Below are 15,617 nucleotides of genomic sequence, written 5' to 3' on the forward strand. Positions count from 1 at the left end.
TAGGCTGTTAAACACCATAAGAAAACGCTTGCCCCGGCTCGCCATGGCTTTTCAAATGGACGCCATCACCAACTACCGGAATTTCTATGACCGAACAGGCCATCGCCACCGCTCTCGCCTGCCTGATCGCTCACTTGCTGGCCGATTTCGTTTTTCAAACCAATGCGATGGTCGCCGCCAAGCGCAAGCCGCAGATGCTGCTGCTCCACGGCGCTATCGTCTTTGCCCTGACCGCGCTGGCCCTCGGCGGCAGTTTGATGCCCGCCGCCCTCCTCGCGCTTGCCCATACCGCAATTGATGCGCTTAAGACCTACGCCGTGTCGGAGCACAAGCGCGACCGGCTTTGGCCCTACCTTACCGATCAACTCGCCCATCTCATCACCATCGTAGCCCTTGTCCACTATGCCCCCGACGCCTTTGCCCGCGGCATCTGGGCCGACCACAGCAGCATGCTCATCCCGCCCGCCCTGTTTATCGCGGGGCTGATCACCGCGACGCTCGCAGGCGGTCCCGCCGTGGGTGGTTTGATGCTGCCGCACAAGGCGCAGGCCCAACCGGATGGGCTGGAGAATGCGGGCCGGATGATCGGCCTGCTGGAACGCGCGTTGATCTTTCTAATGGTCGTGATCGGCGAGCCTGCGGGCATCGGTTTTCTCATCGCGGCAAAGTCGATTCTGCGCTTTGACACCGTGAAAAAGAACCAGAAGATAAGCGAATACGTGATTATCGGCACGCTGGCCTCTTTCGGCTGGGCGCTCATCGCCGCCTTCGCCACCAAGGCCGCAATGAATTCCTTCTGACGGCTTGAGATCGCCGCGCCGCACCCCTATCTTGGCGGCATAGGAGATTTGTGATGTTTGGCATTCCCGGCAAGCAAGCCGTTACCATGACCCCCAAAGCCGCTGGCCAGATTGCGAAGTTGATGCAATCGGCGGGCCACGCCGGGCTGCGCATTGGCGTCAAGAAAGGCGGCTGTGCTGGCATGGAGTACACCATGGAATACGTCGAAGCGACCGACCCCAATGATGAGGTGGTCGAACAAGACGGCGCGCGGGTGATGATCGCCCCCATGGCGCAGATGTTCCTCTTCGGCACCGAGATTGACTATGAAACCACGCTGCTCGAGTCCGGTTTCAAGTTCCGCAATCCCAATGTGACCGAAGCCTGCGGCTGCGGCGAATCGATTAAATTCGACGAAAGCCTCGGCGCGAAGTAGGCGCGCCGATCGGCCCCGGCCTTGACGAAAGGCCGCGGGCCTGCGAACTGATCTGGCAACATTAACAGATCAGGACGGAACCGATGCGCCCCAAAATCGCCGCCGGCAACTGGAAAATGAACGGCACCGCCGCCGCGCTGACAGAGCTTCACAGCCTTGCTACCGGCCTGCCCGAAAACCCGCCGCAGGTCGTGATCTGCCCGCCCAGCACCCTCCTCTTTCGCGCCACCGACGCCACCCATGGCAGCCCGATCCAGATCGGCGCACAGGATTGCCATGCCGAAGAAGCGGGCGCCTACACGGGCGATATCTCTGCCGCGATGGTTGCCGACAGCGGTGCCAGCCACGTGATCCTCGGCCATTCCGAGCGCCGCGATGCACACCGCGAGACCGATGCCGATGTGCAAGCCAAGGCGCGGGCCGCATGGGGTGCCGGTCTCACTGCCATCGTCTGCATCGGCGAAAGCGAGGCTGAGCGGGAGGCAGGCCAGACCCTCGACATTATCGGCGCGCAGCTCGACGGCTCCCTCCCCGATGCCGTGGAGGCCCAGAACACCGTTATCGCCTATGAGCCGATTTGGGCCATCGGCACCGGCAAGGTCCCCAGCATTGCGCAGATCAAAGAGGTGCATGATTTCATCCGCACCCGCCTGATCGGCCGTTTCGGCGCGGAGATCGGCAATGCGCTCCCCCTGCTCTACGGCGGGTCGGTAAAGGCTGCCAATGCGGTCGAAATCTTCGCCGTCGAAAACGTCGATGGCGCGTTGGTCGGCGGGGCCAGCCTCAAGGCCGAGGATTTCGCGCCCATCGTGACGGCCCTCGCCCAGTCCTAAGCCAATGCGGGGCGGCGAAGACACCCGCCCTCTTACAGCGGCAGCATCGTCGTCGATTTGATCTCTTCCATCGACAAAAGCGCCGTGACGTTATGCACCTTCACCTCTGAAATCAGCGCCTGATAAAAGACGTCATAGGCCCGCGCGTTCTTGACCCGCACCTTTAGGATATAGTCGATATCCCCCGCCAGACGGTGCGCCTCCTGCACCTCGGGCCGGTCTTTCAACGCCTGCAAAAACGCCGCCTGCCAAGCCGCCTCATGCTCTGACGTGCGGATCAGGACAAAGAAACAGGCCTCGAACCCGAGCGCTTCGGAATCCAGCACCACGGTCTGCTGGCCGATGACCCCGGCTTCGCGCAGCTTGCGTATCCGATTCCACACCGGCGTTTTCGAAGACCCCACTTCACGGGCAATATCGTCCAGCGATTGGCTCGCATCCCGTTGCAGCTGCGCCAAAATCTTCCGGTCGGTCTCATCAATTCGGACAGTCATTCTCTTCTCTCTCGTCCCGGCAGGACGTTCACACTCAACCTGCGGCCAAAGCGAACGCATGTTCTTATCTGCGCCAGCATATAGTCAATTATCGGGAATATTTCCTATATAAGAGGTCACGTCAAACAGAATACAGGGCGCATCATGGATCACTTTCCCATCTTCCTCGCCACCCGCGGGCAAAAGATCCTCCTCTCCGGCGGCGGCGAAGCCGCTCTGGCCAAGCTGCGTCTGCTGATGAAAACCGAAGCGGCGCTGCATGTCTTCGCCCCCGACCCGGCGGCAGAGATCGTCGACTGGCAAGCGGCGGGCAAGCTCACCCTGCACCGCCGCCCCCTCACCGCCGCCGATCTCCCCGGCGCGCGGCTGTTCTACGCGGCGGATGAAGATGACGCGCTGGATGCTGAAAACGCCGCGCTGGCCCATGCGGCGGGCGTGCTGGTCAATATCGTCGACAATCTGCACGACAGCGAATTCATCACCCCCGCCATCGTCGACCGCGATCCGGTGACCGTGGCCATCGGCACCGAAGGCGCCGCCCCGGTGCTGGCCCGCGCCATCAAGGCCGATTTGGAAGAGCGTCTGCCCGTCACCCTCGGCCCGCTGGCGCGCATCGGCAAAGGCTTTCGCAAGCTGGCCGATGCCCTGCCCATGGGCCGTGCGCGCCGTGATTTCTGGCGGGAGTATTATTTCGCCACCGGCCCCCGCGCCATGGCTGAGGGCAAGGATACCGTGCGCCCGGCGCTGAAAACCCTGCTGCACACCCACCTCACCCGCAAAGCCCGCGAGGGCCATGTGGCCTTCGTCGGAGGCGGCCCGGGCGACCCGGAACTGCTGACGCTCAAGGCCCGCCGCGCGCTGGATGAGGCCGATGTGGTGATCTACGACCGGCTGATCAGCCCCGAGATCCTCGAACTCGCCCGCCGCGAGGCGCTGATGATCGACGTGGGCAAAGAGGGCTTCGGCCCCTCCACGGCCCAAGAGCACATCAACGCCCTGCTGGTCGAACACGCGCAAAGCGGCGCGCAGGTGGTGCGGTTGAAATCCGGCGATGCCACGGTCTTTGGCCGGCTCGACGAAGAGATCGACGCGGTCGACGCCCATAGCATCGGCTGGCACATCGTGCCCGGCATCACCGCCGCCTCCGCCGCCGTGGCGGGCATCGGGCAGAGCCTGACCAAACGGGGCCGCAATGCCTCGGTCCGCTTCCTCACGGGGCATGACATGAAGGGTTTCGCCGATCACGACTGGGCCGCCCTCGCGCGCCCTAACGAAGTCGCCGCAATCTATATGGGCAAGAAATCCGCCCGTTTCGTCCAAGGCCGCCTGCTGATGCATGGCGCCGACCGCGCCACACCCGTCACCGTGATCGAAAACGCCTCGCGCGCCGATCAGCGGGTGCTGTCGACCACGCTGAACGATCTGCCGCGCGATCTGGCCGATGCCGAAATGACCGGCCCCGCGCTCACCTTCTACGGCCTCGCCCCGCGCGCCGCCGTCCAAGTTGCCACCGAAACCCCGCTAGAGGAGCTGGCCTGACATGCCCAAACCCTTCACCCCCAAGGTCATCACCGCCAATGCGCTGCTCGAAGGCGATGTCGTCTATCAAACCTCCACCGGCTGGACCCGCAAACTGAGTGAAGCCGAAGTCCTCACCGATGAGGCCGACGCCGACCTGCGCCTGATCGACGCACTAAGCCAGCAGGATTTGGTCGTCGGCGTCTACCTCGCGGATGTGGCCCCCGAAGCAGGCGGCCCCCGCCCCACCCATTTCCGCGAAGAGTTCCGCGCCACCGGCCCCTCGAACTACGCCCACGGCAAACAGGAGACCGTCTGATGTACAGCTACACCGAATTCGACGACAAATTCCTCGCCGAGCGCAACGCCCAGTTCCGCGCCCAAGTCGAGCGCCGCATCGACGGCTCGCTCACCGAGGATGAGTTCAAACCCCTGCGCCTGATGAACGGCCTCTACCTGCAACTGCACGCCTATATGCTGCGGGTGGCGATCCCCTATGGCACGCTGAACAGCGCCCAGATGGATCAACTCGCCTATATCGCCGAGCGGTGGGACAAGGGCTACGGCCATTTCACCACCCGCCAGAACATCCAGTACAACTGGCCCGAATTGCGCGATGTGCCCGATATGCTCGACGCGCTGGCCGAGGTGAAGCTGCATGCGATCCAGACCTCCGGCAACACGATCCGCAACGTGACGGCGGACCATTTCGCCGGGGCCGCCGCCGATGAGGTCGCCGATCCCCGCCCCGTGGCCGAGTTGATCCGTCAGTGGTCCACCGACCACCCGGAATTCCAGTTCCTGCCGCGCAAGTTCAAGGTCGCCGTCACCGGCGCCGCCGCCGACCGTGCGGTAATCAAGGCCCATGACATCGGCCTGCGCATCGTCGAACGCGATGGCGAGCAGGGTTTCGAGGTCATCGTCGGCGGCGGTCTTGGCCGCACCCCGATGATCGGCAAGGTGCTCTATGATTTCGTGAAGTATGAGGACCTGCTGCCCACGCTCGAAGCCATCGTCAGCGTCTACAACGTGCTCGGCCGCCGCGACAATAAGTACAAGGCGCGCATCAAGATCACCGTGCACGAGAACGGCATCGAAGACATCCGCGCCCGGGTCGATGCGCAATATGCGCTGATCCGCGACCAGTTCACCGGCATCGACCAGCAAATGCTGTCGCGCATCGAAGCTGACTTTGCAGCGCCTCAATTCAAAACCGCATCCCTCGCGACTTACGAATCTGCCTATACCAACGATCCCGTCTTCCGCGCCTGGGCCGACACCAACCTCGCCCAGCACCGCGCGCCGGGCTATGCCATCGTCTCGATCAGTCTCAAAGCGCATGGTGCCACACCCGGCGACGCGACGGCAGACCAAATGCGCGTGATGGCCGACCTCGCCCGTCGCTTTGGCCATGACGAGCTGCGCATCAGCCACGAGCAGAACGTGATCCTGCCCCATGTGCACCGCAGCGACCTGCCCGAACTGCACGCCGCGCTGAAAGAGGCGAAACTCGCCACCGCCAACATCGGCCTCATTTCGGACATCATCGCCTGCCCCGGGATGGATTACTGCGCGCTGGCCACCGCGCGTTCCATCCCCATCGCGCAGGAGATCGCGACCCGTTTCGACGAGCTGAAGCTCGAGCATGACGTCGGCCCGCTCAAGATCAAAATCTCCGGCTGCATCAACGCCTGCGGCCACCACCACGTGGGCCATATCGGCATCCTCGGCCTCGACCGCGCAGGCGTAGAGAACTACCAGATCACGCTCGGCGGCGATGGCACCGAGGACGCGAGCCTCGGCACCCGCACCGGCCCCGGCTTCTCGGCCGAGGAGATCATCCCCGCCATCGAACGCCTCGTGCGGGGCTATCTCGACCTGCGCAACGATCCCGGCGAGACCTTCCTGCAAGCCTACCGCCGCCTCGGCCTCGCGCCATTCAAAGCCGTGCTCTACCCCGAAGCGGCAGAGAAGGATCGGGCCAATGCCGCTTGATACCCCTGAACTTCATCCTTTCTCAAATACCGATGCGCCGCCCCCCGAGGGGCTGCGCGCGGTCGAGGAAAAGGTGGCACGGCTCAACGCCGAGTTGCGCCACCACGGGGCGACGGATGTGATCCGCCGCGCCGATGCGGAGATCGAAACCCTCACCCTCGTCTCCAGCTTCGGCGCGGAATCGGTGGCGCTGTTGCACCTCGCCTCCATGGTCTCGCGGGACATCCCGGTGCTCTTCATCGACACCGAAATGCTCTTTGCCGAAACCCTCGTCTACCAGCAGGAACTGAGCGAGCGCCTCGGTCTGCGCAATGTCACCACCCTGCGCAGCGCAGAGATCGCAGCACAGGATCCCGATGGCACGCTGCACCAATATGACACCGATGCCTGCTGCGCCCTGCGCAAGACCCGGCCCCTCCAGAGCGCGCTGGAGGGCTATGACGGCTGGATCACCGGGCGTAAACGTTTTCAATCGGGCAGCCGCGCGGCCTTGGAGTTTTTCGAGGCAGAAATCCCCGAAGACGGTGCAGCACCCCGGATCAAGGTGAACCCGCTGGCCTATTGGGCCAATTCCGATGTGGCCGACTACATCACCGAAAACCGCCTGCCCCGGCATCCGCTGGTGGCCAAAGGCTACCCCTCGATCGGCTGCGCGCCCTGCACCTCGCCCGTGGCCCCGGGCGAAGACCCGCGCGCCGGGCGCTGGCGCGATCAGAACAAAGAAGAATGCGGTATCCATTTTGTGAACGGCAAAGTGGTCCGAACAGGAGACAAATCATGAGCGTACTCGTCACCGACACAGGCTTCACCGCCGACGACTGGACCCAAGGCTATTGCGAGGATGGCGCCGCGAACGATTGCCGCGCCGTCGATCTAGCGTCTGACGCCGATGCCCATGCCCTCACGCTGCCCCCGGCGCTTGAGATGATCCGCGTCGATTTCCCCTCTTTCGCGGATGGGCGCGGCTTTACCATCGCCCGCGTTCTGCGTCTGCGCGGCTACCAGGGCCGCCTGCGCGCCCGCGGGCATGTGCTGGCCGATCAATATGCCATGGCCCGCCGCGCCGGGTTCGATGAGGTCGAGATCGACGATGATCTGGCCGCCCGCCAGCCTGAGGACCAATGGCTGGCCCGCGCCGATTGGCAGGCCCATGACTATCAGTCCCGCCTGCGCGGTGCCGCATCCGGACCGGCGACCGCGGCCAAATAGGCCGCTTCATTGCCCTCCCCCCTTCCTTGCCATAAGTAGAGGCCGCAACCCGATTTGCGGAAACCATGATGACCGAGCAGAGCACAGTGAACCAAACCGCCGCCAAGCCCGTCCCGACATTGCCCGACGCCCAGACCGTGACTTCGGTCACCCACTGGACCGATCAGCTTTTCTCGTTCCGGGTAACCCGGCCCGCTTCCCTGCGCTTTCGCTCGGGCGAGTTCGTGATGATCGGCCTGATGGGCGATCCGCATCCCGAAACCGGCAAGCAAAAACCGCTCTTGCGCGCCTATTCCATCGCCTCGCCCGCGTGGGACGATGAGTTGGAGTTCTACTCGATCAAGGTGCAAGACGGCCCGCTGACCTCCAAACTGCAACATATCCAGCCCGGCGATCAGATCATCCTGCGGCCCAAGCCCGTGGGCACGCTGGTGCATGACGCGCTGCTGCCCGGCGACCGGCTGTGGATGTTCGCCACCGGCACCGGCTTTGCCCCCTTCGCAAGCCTGCTGCGCGAGCCTGAGACCTATGAGAAATTCGACGAGGTCATCGTCACCCACACCTGCCGCGATGTGGCAGAGCTTGAGTATGGCCGGCAGTTGATCGAAGGGCTGAAGGCCGACGAGCTGATGCAGGAACTCATCGGCCCGGAAAACCTTGCCAAGATTCGCTATTACCCGACCACCACCCGCGAAGAGAGCCCCAAGATGGGCCGGATCACCAATCTTTTGCAGGATGGCACGGTGTTCGAAGATCTGGGCGTGCCCCAAATCAATGCCGCCCATGACCGTGCCATGGTCTGCGGCAGCCTTGGCTTCAACAAGGATATTATGGAGATTCTCGAAGGCTTTGGCCTAACCGAGGGTGCCAATTCCGACCCCCAGCATTTCGTCGTCGAAAAGGCTTTCGTCGGCTAAGCCGAATTAAGCCTTACGAAAGGTCGCAGCGTTACAACCAAGGTGTCGGCGCAGCTTTGCCGACGCTTTGGCAGAACCCTGCGCATCCCGAAAACGCCCCCTTCCGCTGCACTGCGGCAGGGCTTAGCTGACGCCTTGCGAGCGCGGGGGACTGCCGCGCGAAACGCAACCACAGGCGAAAGGCATATCAATGGCGAGCAATGGGACCCCGACCCCAAAGAAAGTCTCCGATCTGGCAACTCAGAAGGCCGACTTGTCCAGCACGGCGCTGATCGGCATCTTCGGCAGCGACAGCACGCCCGGCGCGCTGATCCGCGAAGGTGGCGGTAAAATCTCGCGCGTCGAAGTGGGCGATCAGGTCGCAGGCGGCGTCGTCTCCGCCATTGGGCAAGGGACGTTGGTGCTCTCCAGCCGCCGCGGCAATCAGGTGCTGCGCCTGCCGCAGGGCTGAAACCTTGGGGGAGGCGCGGCGCGCGCCTCTTGACCTGCCGCGCGGGGCAGTGCACATCCCGCGCATGAGCAAGACAGCATTGATCACCGGCGCATCGCGCGGCCTTGGGGCCGCATTGGCAGAAGCCTTGGCCCCCACCCATCACATCATCGCGGTCGGTCGCACGACCGGCGCGCTTGAAGAGTTGGACGACCGTATCCAAGCCAAGGGCGGCAGCGCCACCTTGGCGCCGATGGACATCACCAACGCCGATGCCATGGCCGTGCTCTGCCGGGGCATCCATGACCGCTGGGGCGGGCTTGACCTTTGGCTGCACTGCGCCGTCCATGCCGCCCCGTTGACGCCCACCGATCACATTGACGCCAAGGATATGGAGAAATCCATCGCCGGAAACGTCACCGCCACCGCGCGGCTGATCACCTTTGTCTCGCCGCTTTTGGGGGCGGATGGCACGGCGGTCTTCTTTGACGATCCGCGTGCGGGCACGAAATTCTTCGGCAGCTACGGGGCCACCAAGGCCGCGCAGATCGCGCTGGCGACCTCTTGGCAGGTCGAGACCGCGCAGATCGGCCCCCGTGTCCATATCCTCACGCCCGAGCCGATGCCCACCGCCACCCGCGCCCGCTTCTTCCCCGGCGAAGACCGCGCGGCGCTGAGCGACACCGCCACGCAGGCCGCTGCGGTATTGGCGCAACTGTCGGAAAACTCCGCCTCCTGAACCGCGCGGCACCGGCGCGCTGCGCTTGCCGCCGGTCCGCCCCTCGCCTATCAAGGCAAAAAGGGGCCATTCATGCGTATTTTGATTACAAACGATGACGGCATCAACGCGCCCGGTCTGGCCGTGCTGCGCACCATTGCCGAGGAACTGGCCGGGCCTGCGGGCGAGGTCTGGACCGTGGCACCGGCGTTCGAGCAATCCGGTGTGGGCCATTGCATCAGCTACACCAAGCCGATGATGATCACGCAATTGGACGAACGCGTCTTCGCTACCGAAGGCTCCCCCGCCGATTGCGTCCTTGCCGCCATCCACGACACGATGACCGCCGCCCCCCCCGATCTGGTGCTCTCCGGCGTGAACCGGGGCAACAATGCCGCTGAAAACGCGCTCTATTCCGGCACGCTTGGCGGCGCGATCGAGGCGGCTTTGCAAGGCTTGCCCGCCATCGCCCTGTCGCAATACTACGGCCCCGCCAACCGCGATCTGGCGGATCCTTTTGAGGCCGCTGCCCAGCACGGCGCCGAGACCTGCCGCCGCATTCTGGACCACAGCCCCAAAGAAGACGCGGCCTATGGGCTTTTCTACAACGTGAACTTCCCGCCAGTGGCGGGCGCTGATGTGCGCGGCATCCGGCTGGCCCCGCAGGGCCGCCGCCCCGGCACCGGGTTTTCGACCGAAGCACATCTGTCGCCCTCAGGCCGCCGCTTTTTGTGGATCAAGGGCGGCGATCAACGCGTGCAAACGGCACCGGGCAGCGATGCCTGCGTCAACCTTGACGGCTATGTCTCGGTCACCCCGATGCGCTGCGACCTGACGGATCACGCGGCCCTCGAAACGCTGGCGGGCATCAACGGATGAATGAGCCCCCCATCTCTGAAGCGGAACGCAAAATGCAGTTCCTCTACGCGCTACGCTCCAAAGGCGTGACCGATGCGCGCGTGCTCACAGCGATGGAAGCGATCGACCGCGGCCCCTTCATCCGCGGCCTCTTTGCCAGCCGCGCCTATGAGGATATGCCCCTGCCCATCGCCTGCGGCCAGACCATCAGCCAACCCTCTGTCGTGGGGCTCATGAGCCAAGCCTTGCAGGTGTCCTCGCGCGATAAGGTGCTCGAAATCGGGACCGGCTCTGGCTATCAGGCCGCGATCCTCAGCAAGCTCGCCCGGCGGGTCTATACGATCGACCGGCACCGCCGTCTGGTGCAAGAGGCGCGCGGTGTGTTCGAGGCGATGGATCTGACCAATATCACCGCAATCACCGCCGATGGCAGCTTTGGCCTTGCCGAACAGGCCCCCTTTGACCGGATCATCGTGACCGCCGCCGCCGAAGACCCGCCCGGCCCCCTGCTCGCGCAGCTAAAAGAGGGGGGCATCATGGTGCTGCCCGTCGGCCAATCCGACACGGTCCAACACCTCATCCGCGTGCGAAAGACCGCTGATGGGCTGGAATACGACGAATTGCGTGCCGTGCGCTTTGTCCCCCTGCTGGAAGGCTTGGGCAAGGACGGCTAATAGGTTACAGAGACACGGACAACGCCCCATACCCTCTGGGGGCGAAGATGAGGACTTGCAGATGCGCCAAACACGCTTGCGCCGCCCCATGCGGCTGACCCTAATGGCCGGGACCAGTGCGATACTGCTGGCAGGTTGCGAAAATCAGCCCTTGGATTACGACATGCGCAGCACCTTTGGCGATGGGTTCTCCACCGCTGAAGCGGCGCGCGGCCCTTTGGCAGACCGGCCCAAGCCCGACGCACGGGGCGTGATCTCTTATCCCAACTATCAAGTCGTCGTCGCCCGCCGGGGCGATACGCTGAAAGACGTGGCCGCGCGTGTGGGCGCCGACAGCGGCGAATTGGCCCGCTACAACGGAATCGATCAGGGCGTCCCGCTCCGCCAGGGTGAGATCATCGCCCTGCCCCGCCGTGTCTCTGAGCCTGCGCCGGGCACCAATGGCGCCGTGGACATTACCACCCTTGCCGGCAGCGCCATCGACCGCGCCCCGGCGACCCCCAGCGTCCAGACCCAAAGCCTGCCGCCCGCAGGCACCACCAGCACGCCTGCGCCGCAGCCCGCAGCACCGCAGGCGAAAGAGCCTGTGCGCCACCGGGTCGAGCGTGGGGAGACCGCCTATACCGTGGCGCGCCTTTACAACGTGCCGGTCAAGGCGCTGGCCGAGTGGAACGGCCTCGGCCCCGATTTCGCGATCCGCGAGGGCCAATTCCTGCTGATCCCGGTCGAGAAACAGGCGCCCCCGCGTCAGGCGACCAACACCGAGTCGAGCGCCGCCGCCTCGCGCCCCGTGCAGCCGGTCACCAGCGCACCCGGCGCAGGCACCCCCACGCCGACGCCGCCCTCTGCCGCGAAACCGCTGCCGCAGGATGAGACCGCACAGCCCCTGCCGCCCAAGGTCGAGCCGAAAGAGCCTGTGGCCGATGTGGGCAAGCCCACCGCCCCGGCAAAGGCCACCAAGATGACACCCCCGGTCCAAGGCTCCATCATCCGCGCCTATTCCAAGGGCAAGAATGAGGGCATCAACATCAAGGGCAGCCCCGGCGGGCCGGTGAAAGCCGCCGAGGCGGGCACCGTCGCCGCGATCACCAAGAGCGCCGAGGGCATCCCGATTGTCGTGGTGCGCCATGCCAACAACCTGCTCACGGTCTATGCGAATGTCGACGGTGTGAATGTGGCCAAGGGCGATAGCGTCAGCCGGGGTCAGCAGATCGCCAAACTGCGCGGCGGATCGGAATCGCATGTGCATTTCGAGGTGCGCAAAGGCTTTGAGAGCGTCGATCCGACGCCCTATATTCAGTAACCAAACGACAAAGGGCCCGCAGAATATGCGGGCCCTTTCGCTCATACCGTCCGGCGCTCAACCGCCCGAAACGGGAACGCCTTTCCGGCCGGCCAAATCCACGAAATACTGCCAAGCCACCCGGCCCGAGCGGGCGCCGCGTGTGGCCTGCCATTCGACAGCCTCGGCGCGCAATGTGTCGTCGTCGATCTCCACGCCGAAGGCATCGCAATAGCCGCGGATCATCGCCAGATATTGGTCCTGATCGCAGGGATGGAACCCCAGCCACAGCCCGAAGCGGTCAGAGAGAGAGACCTTTTCCTCGACCGCTTCCGAAGGGTTGATTGCACTGCCGCGCTCGTTCTCAATCATGTCGCGCGGCATCAGGTGGCGGCGGTTCGATGTGGCATAGAGTACGACATTCTCGGGCCGCCCTTCGATGCCCCCATCCAACACGGCCTTCAGCGATTTGTAATGCGCGTCGTCATGGCCAAAACTCAGGTCGTCGCAAAACAGGATGACCCGCTGCGAGGCCCCACGTAGGAGGGACAGAAGCCGCCCGACCGACGGCAGGTCTTCGCGCTGCAATTCAACGATGCGCAATACTTCATGTGATGCTTGAACATCCGCGTGTATCGCCTTGACAAGGCTGGATTTTCCCATGCCTCGAGCACCCCAAAGAAGCGCGTTGTTCGCAGGCAACCCCGCTGCAAATTGGCGGGTGTTGGCCAAGAGCGTATCCCGCGCCCGATCCACCCCCACCAGAAGCGGCAGGTCGATCCGCGCGACCTGCGGCACGGGCATCAGACGGTCGGGGTCGGTGTGCCAGACGAAGGCAGTGGCCGCATCGAAGTCTGGGGCGGCGAGCGGCGCGGGAGACATACGCTCCAGCGCCGCCGCGATACGGTCCATCGGATCATTGATCACAGCAGGTCTTCCTCGTCTTCGTCGTCAAAGTAGCCCTCTTCGCGCAGCTTTTCGTTGCGCTTTGTCTCGACCCGGCGCACGAGGAAGATCGAGATTTCGTAGAGGCCATAGACCACCACGAAAAGGATCACCTGCGTGATCACATCAGGCGGGGTGACCAGCGCGGCCAGCACGAGGATCGCCACCACCGCATATTTGCGCACATTGGCCAGTCCTTCGGAACTGACCAGCCCCGCCTTGCCCATCAGTGTCAGCAGAACCGGGAGCTGGAAACAAAGGCCAAAGGCCACGATGAATTTGATCGTGAGCGACAGATACTCCTGCGCCGACCCTTGGAAGGCGATGGCGGCAATGCCGTTCTCACCATCCGGCCCACCGACCAGCGTGCCGGCCTGCTGGAAGCCAAGGAAGAAGTCGAAGGCCAGCGGCGTGACGACATAGAAGGCGAAAGCCGCGCCAAGGAAGAACATCACCGGCGAAGAGATCAGGAAGGGCAGAAAGGCCCCCTTCTCGTTCTTGTAAAGCCCCGGGGCCACGAAGCGCCACAGCTGGTAGCTGATGAAGGGGAAGCCCAGCACCAGACCGCCCAAGAGAGAGATCGAGATCGCGACGAAGAAACCCTCTTGCAGCTTGATCAGGATCAGCCCGCAATCCTCTTGCCCCCGTTCCGCCATGGCCGAGCAAAGCGGTTCGGTCAGGAAGTTGAAGATCGGGTTCCAGACGGTAAAGCAGATCACCATCCCGATGATGAAAGCGATGACCGAATGGATGAGCCGCGTGCGCAGCTCGGCCAGATGCTCGATCAACGGGGCGGAACTGTCGTCGATCTCGTCATAATCGTCGGTGGCGCTCATTCAACTCACTCTTTCTTGGCGGCAGCTTTGGGTGCCGTTGAGGTCTTGGCGGCGGCATCGTCCGATGCCGCTTGGGCCTGACCTGCGTCTTTTTCGATCACAGGCCGCGCCGGGGCTTCCTTGGCCGGGGCGGTGTCCGAAAGCTTCGCCTCTGCCGCTTCGGCCTCGGCCATGGCTTCCGCCGCTTCGCGTTGCTTGCGTTCGGCGGCGGCCCGCGCGGTGCTGGCTTGGATCTTCTTCACATCCTCGGCCTTTTGCGCCGCCAGTTTGCCAGTCTCGCTCTCAGGGTCGAAATTGGTCAGTGACCGGGTCGCGTCCTTGACCTCATCCATGGCGCTGCCCAGCGGGTTGCTGGCCGTTTTGAGCGATTTGTTCAGCGACGATGACATCTCGCGCATGCCGCTTTCATCGGCGGCATCGTTCATCGCTTGGCTGAATTCACGCGCCATGCCTTTGGCCTTGCCCACGAATTGCCCGACGCGCCGAAACAGCACGGGCAAGTCCTTGGGGCCGACCACGATCAGGGCCACCACGCCGATGACTAAAAGTTCCGTCCAACCCAGATCGAACATCGGGTTACACCCGGTCCTTGTCGGCCTTCAGGTCGGTCTTGGGATGGGTGCCTTGATCGGCATGTTCCGGCAGGTCAGCATGGTGCACGTCTTCGACATGTTTGATCTCGTCGCGCTTGTTCTCTTCTTCGCCTTCGCTGATGCCTTTTTTGAAGCTGGTGATGCCCTTGCCGACTTCGCCCATGAGCGAGGAAATCTTGCCCCGGCCAAAAAGCACCAGCACGACAACCGCGATCAGCAGCAGGCCCGGCAGTCCGATATTGTTCAACATGTCTGTTCTCCCATCATGTTTGGCGCAGTCTGGTCGCGCCAGTCTGCACCGTGATAGCGGGCGGCGCCGGGACCATGAAGGGGCAATGCAGCGGATGGGCGGTGCTGCGGGCGAAGGACTGCCGATTTTCAGGCGTGCAATTCCAGCTGAGACATGTTTTTGTCAGGAGCGTCAGGAGGCAACATGGTATCAGCGAAAACCGAAGATCGGCTTGTCCGGCTGATTGACAGGCTGCGGGATGGGCGGCTGCACCGAGCCGAGGATTTGGCCCGGCAGTTCGGCGTTTCCCCCCGCACGATCTACCGCGATATGGGCAAGCTCAGCGCGGCGGGCCTGTCCATCGCTGGGACGCGGGGCGAAGGCTATCGGATCATCCCTGCGATCACTCTGCCCCCGCTGACCCTGACGGCGGCGGAGTTGGAGGCGCTGAACCTCGGCCTCGCTGTCGCAGCAGAGGTGGGCGACCCCGCCCTGCAAGGCGCGGCGGAGACATTGGCCGCCAAGTTCGACGCGGTGCTGCCGACCGAGACCATTGCCGAGGGTGCCGCATGGGCGCAGGCGCTGAGGTCGCAGGGCAAAGCCACGCGGGTTTTCACCCATCTGCCGGTGCTGCGTGCCGCCGTGCAGGCCCGCCAAAAGCTACGGATCGCGGTGATCGGCGAAGCGCCGCAGGTGGTGCGCCCGCTTGAGGTGCGTAATTGGGGCCGGTTCTGGCTGCTGACGGCCTGGAGCGAGGGGGCGGCGGATTTCGTGACCCTGCCGCTTGATCAGATCGAGAGCGCTGAGCCGCTACCGGAGTTGTTCGTGGACGAGCCGGGCAGAACGCTCGCGGATCATCGCCCCTAACCC

20 protein-coding genes are annotated in these 15,617 nt (G+C 63.9%); 15 read left to right on the top strand and 5 right to left on the bottom strand.

Annotated features, from left to right (window positions below):
- The first annotated feature begins 86 nt into the window (after positions 1–86).
- The 3 genes from ACGYLO_RS03820 (at position 87) to tpiA (ending at position 2,049) form a co-directional block, all read left to right on the top strand.
- A complete protein-coding gene (locus tag ACGYLO_RS03820; RefSeq protein WP_271687597.1) occupies positions 87–800 on the top strand; it encodes a DUF3307 domain-containing protein in 714 nt (237 codons plus the stop codon).
- Between the two features lie 53 nt (positions 801–853).
- Positions 854–1,216: an iron-sulfur cluster assembly accessory protein gene (locus tag ACGYLO_RS03825; protein WP_067265014.1), complete on the top strand. Its 363-nt coding sequence runs from the start codon at positions 854–856 to the stop codon at positions 1,214–1,216.
- Between the two features lie 83 nt (positions 1,217–1,299).
- Positions 1,300–2,049, top strand: coding sequence for a triose-phosphate isomerase (gene tpiA / locus ACGYLO_RS03830; protein WP_271687598.1), 750 nt, complete (start codon positions 1,300–1,302; stop codon positions 2,047–2,049).
- A 32-nt stretch (positions 2,050–2,081) separates the two neighbouring features.
- Here tpiA and ACGYLO_RS03835 read toward each other — a convergent pair whose 3' ends face one another.
- Positions 2,082–2,543 (bottom strand): Lrp/AsnC family transcriptional regulator, encoded by a 462-nt coding sequence (locus ACGYLO_RS03835; RefSeq protein WP_067265010.1) that lies wholly within the window; start codon positions 2,541–2,543, stop codon positions 2,082–2,084.
- Positions 2,544–2,687: 144 nt separating this feature from the next.
- On the opposite strand from ACGYLO_RS03835, the gene cysG reads away from it, so the two are divergent.
- From cysG to ACGYLO_RS03890, 11 genes are all read left to right on the top strand, one after another.
- On the top strand, positions 2,688–4,082 hold the full coding sequence (gene cysG, locus ACGYLO_RS03840) for a siroheme synthase CysG (RefSeq protein ID WP_271687600.1): 1,395 nt from the start codon (positions 2,688–2,690) through the stop codon (positions 4,080–4,082).
- Position 4,083: 1 nt separating this feature from the next.
- Positions 4,084–4,380, top strand: a complete 297-nt coding sequence (locus ACGYLO_RS03845) for a DUF2849 domain-containing protein (RefSeq protein ID WP_271687601.1) — start codon at positions 4,084–4,086, stop codon at positions 4,378–4,380.
- Positions 4,380–6,056 (top strand): nitrite/sulfite reductase, encoded by a 1,677-nt coding sequence (locus ACGYLO_RS03850; RefSeq protein WP_271687602.1) that lies wholly within the window; start codon positions 4,380–4,382, stop codon positions 6,054–6,056. The genes ACGYLO_RS03845 and ACGYLO_RS03850 overlap by 1 nt, the downstream gene beginning before the upstream one ends.
- A complete protein-coding gene (locus ACGYLO_RS03855; protein ID WP_271687603.1) occupies positions 6,046–6,837 on the top strand; it encodes a phosphoadenylyl-sulfate reductase in 792 nt (263 codons plus the stop codon). The genes ACGYLO_RS03850 and ACGYLO_RS03855 overlap by 11 nt, the downstream gene beginning before the upstream one ends.
- Positions 6,834–7,265, top strand: a complete 432-nt coding sequence (locus tag ACGYLO_RS03860) for a DUF934 domain-containing protein (protein ID WP_271687605.1) — start codon at positions 6,834–6,836, stop codon at positions 7,263–7,265. The genes ACGYLO_RS03855 and ACGYLO_RS03860 overlap by 4 nt, the downstream gene beginning before the upstream one ends.
- A gap of 68 nt (positions 7,266–7,333) precedes the next feature.
- A complete protein-coding gene (locus ACGYLO_RS03865; RefSeq protein WP_067267937.1) occupies positions 7,334–8,182 on the top strand; it encodes a ferredoxin--NADP reductase in 849 nt (282 codons plus the stop codon).
- A 190-nt stretch (positions 8,183–8,372) separates the two neighbouring features.
- A complete protein-coding gene (locus tag ACGYLO_RS03870; RefSeq protein ID WP_067267925.1) occupies positions 8,373–8,633 on the top strand; it encodes a pilus assembly protein PilZ in 261 nt (86 codons plus the stop codon).
- Positions 8,634–8,697: 64 nt separating this feature from the next.
- Positions 8,698–9,351, top strand: coding sequence for an SDR family oxidoreductase (locus ACGYLO_RS03875; protein ID WP_271687608.1), 654 nt, complete (start codon positions 8,698–8,700; stop codon positions 9,349–9,351).
- 72 nt (positions 9,352–9,423) lie between these two features.
- The gene (surE, locus tag ACGYLO_RS03880; protein WP_271687609.1) at positions 9,424–10,209 is read left to right on the top strand and encodes a 5'/3'-nucleotidase SurE; all 786 of its coding nucleotides are present in this window, start codon (positions 9,424–9,426) and stop codon (positions 10,207–10,209) included.
- A complete protein-coding gene (locus ACGYLO_RS03885) occupies positions 10,206–10,862 on the top strand; it encodes a protein-L-isoaspartate(D-aspartate) O-methyltransferase (protein ID WP_067267929.1) in 657 nt (218 codons plus the stop codon). Before surE ends, ACGYLO_RS03885 begins: the two co-directional genes overlap by 4 nt.
- Positions 10,863–10,923: 61 nt before the next feature.
- The gene (locus tag ACGYLO_RS03890) at positions 10,924–12,165 is read left to right on the top strand and encodes a M23 family metallopeptidase (RefSeq protein WP_271687613.1); all 1,242 of its coding nucleotides are present in this window, start codon (positions 10,924–10,926) and stop codon (positions 12,163–12,165) included.
- A gap of 57 nt (positions 12,166–12,222) precedes the next feature.
- Here ACGYLO_RS03890 and ACGYLO_RS03895 read toward each other — a convergent pair whose 3' ends face one another.
- From ACGYLO_RS03895 to ACGYLO_RS03910, 4 genes are read right to left on the bottom strand one after another with little or no spacing between them, the layout of a single operon-like run.
- Positions 12,223–13,071 carry an ATP-binding protein gene (locus ACGYLO_RS03895; protein ID WP_394376354.1) on the bottom strand — a complete coding sequence of 283 codons (849 nt, stop codon included), beginning with the start codon at positions 13,069–13,071 and terminating at the stop codon, positions 12,223–12,225.
- Positions 13,068–13,925, bottom strand: a complete 858-nt coding sequence (tatC, locus tag ACGYLO_RS03900; RefSeq protein WP_067267932.1) for a twin-arginine translocase subunit TatC — start codon at positions 13,923–13,925, stop codon at positions 13,068–13,070. The genes ACGYLO_RS03895 and tatC overlap by 4 nt, the downstream gene beginning before the upstream one ends.
- 5 nt (positions 13,926–13,930) lie before the next feature.
- Positions 13,931–14,497 carry a Sec-independent protein translocase protein TatB gene (tatB, locus tag ACGYLO_RS03905; protein WP_271687617.1) on the bottom strand — a complete coding sequence of 189 codons (567 nt, stop codon included), beginning with the start codon at positions 14,495–14,497 and terminating at the stop codon, positions 13,931–13,933.
- A 4-nt stretch (positions 14,498–14,501) separates the two neighbouring features.
- Positions 14,502–14,768 (bottom strand): twin-arginine translocase TatA/TatE family subunit, encoded by a 267-nt coding sequence (locus ACGYLO_RS03910; protein ID WP_067268177.1) that lies wholly within the window; start codon positions 14,766–14,768, stop codon positions 14,502–14,504.
- Positions 14,769–14,951: 183 nt separating this feature from the next.
- Here ACGYLO_RS03910 and ACGYLO_RS03915 point away from each other — a divergent pair, with 183 nt between their 5' ends.
- Positions 14,952–15,614, top strand: coding sequence for a YafY family protein (locus tag ACGYLO_RS03915; protein ID WP_271687618.1), 663 nt, complete (start codon positions 14,952–14,954; stop codon positions 15,612–15,614).
- Positions 15,615–15,617 lie beyond the last annotated feature (3 nt).

Origin of the sequence: Sulfitobacter sp. 1A13353 (assembly GCF_043557255.1) — a bacterium.
Lineage (GTDB): Bacteria > Pseudomonadota > Alphaproteobacteria > Rhodobacterales > Rhodobacteraceae > Sulfitobacter > Sulfitobacter faviae.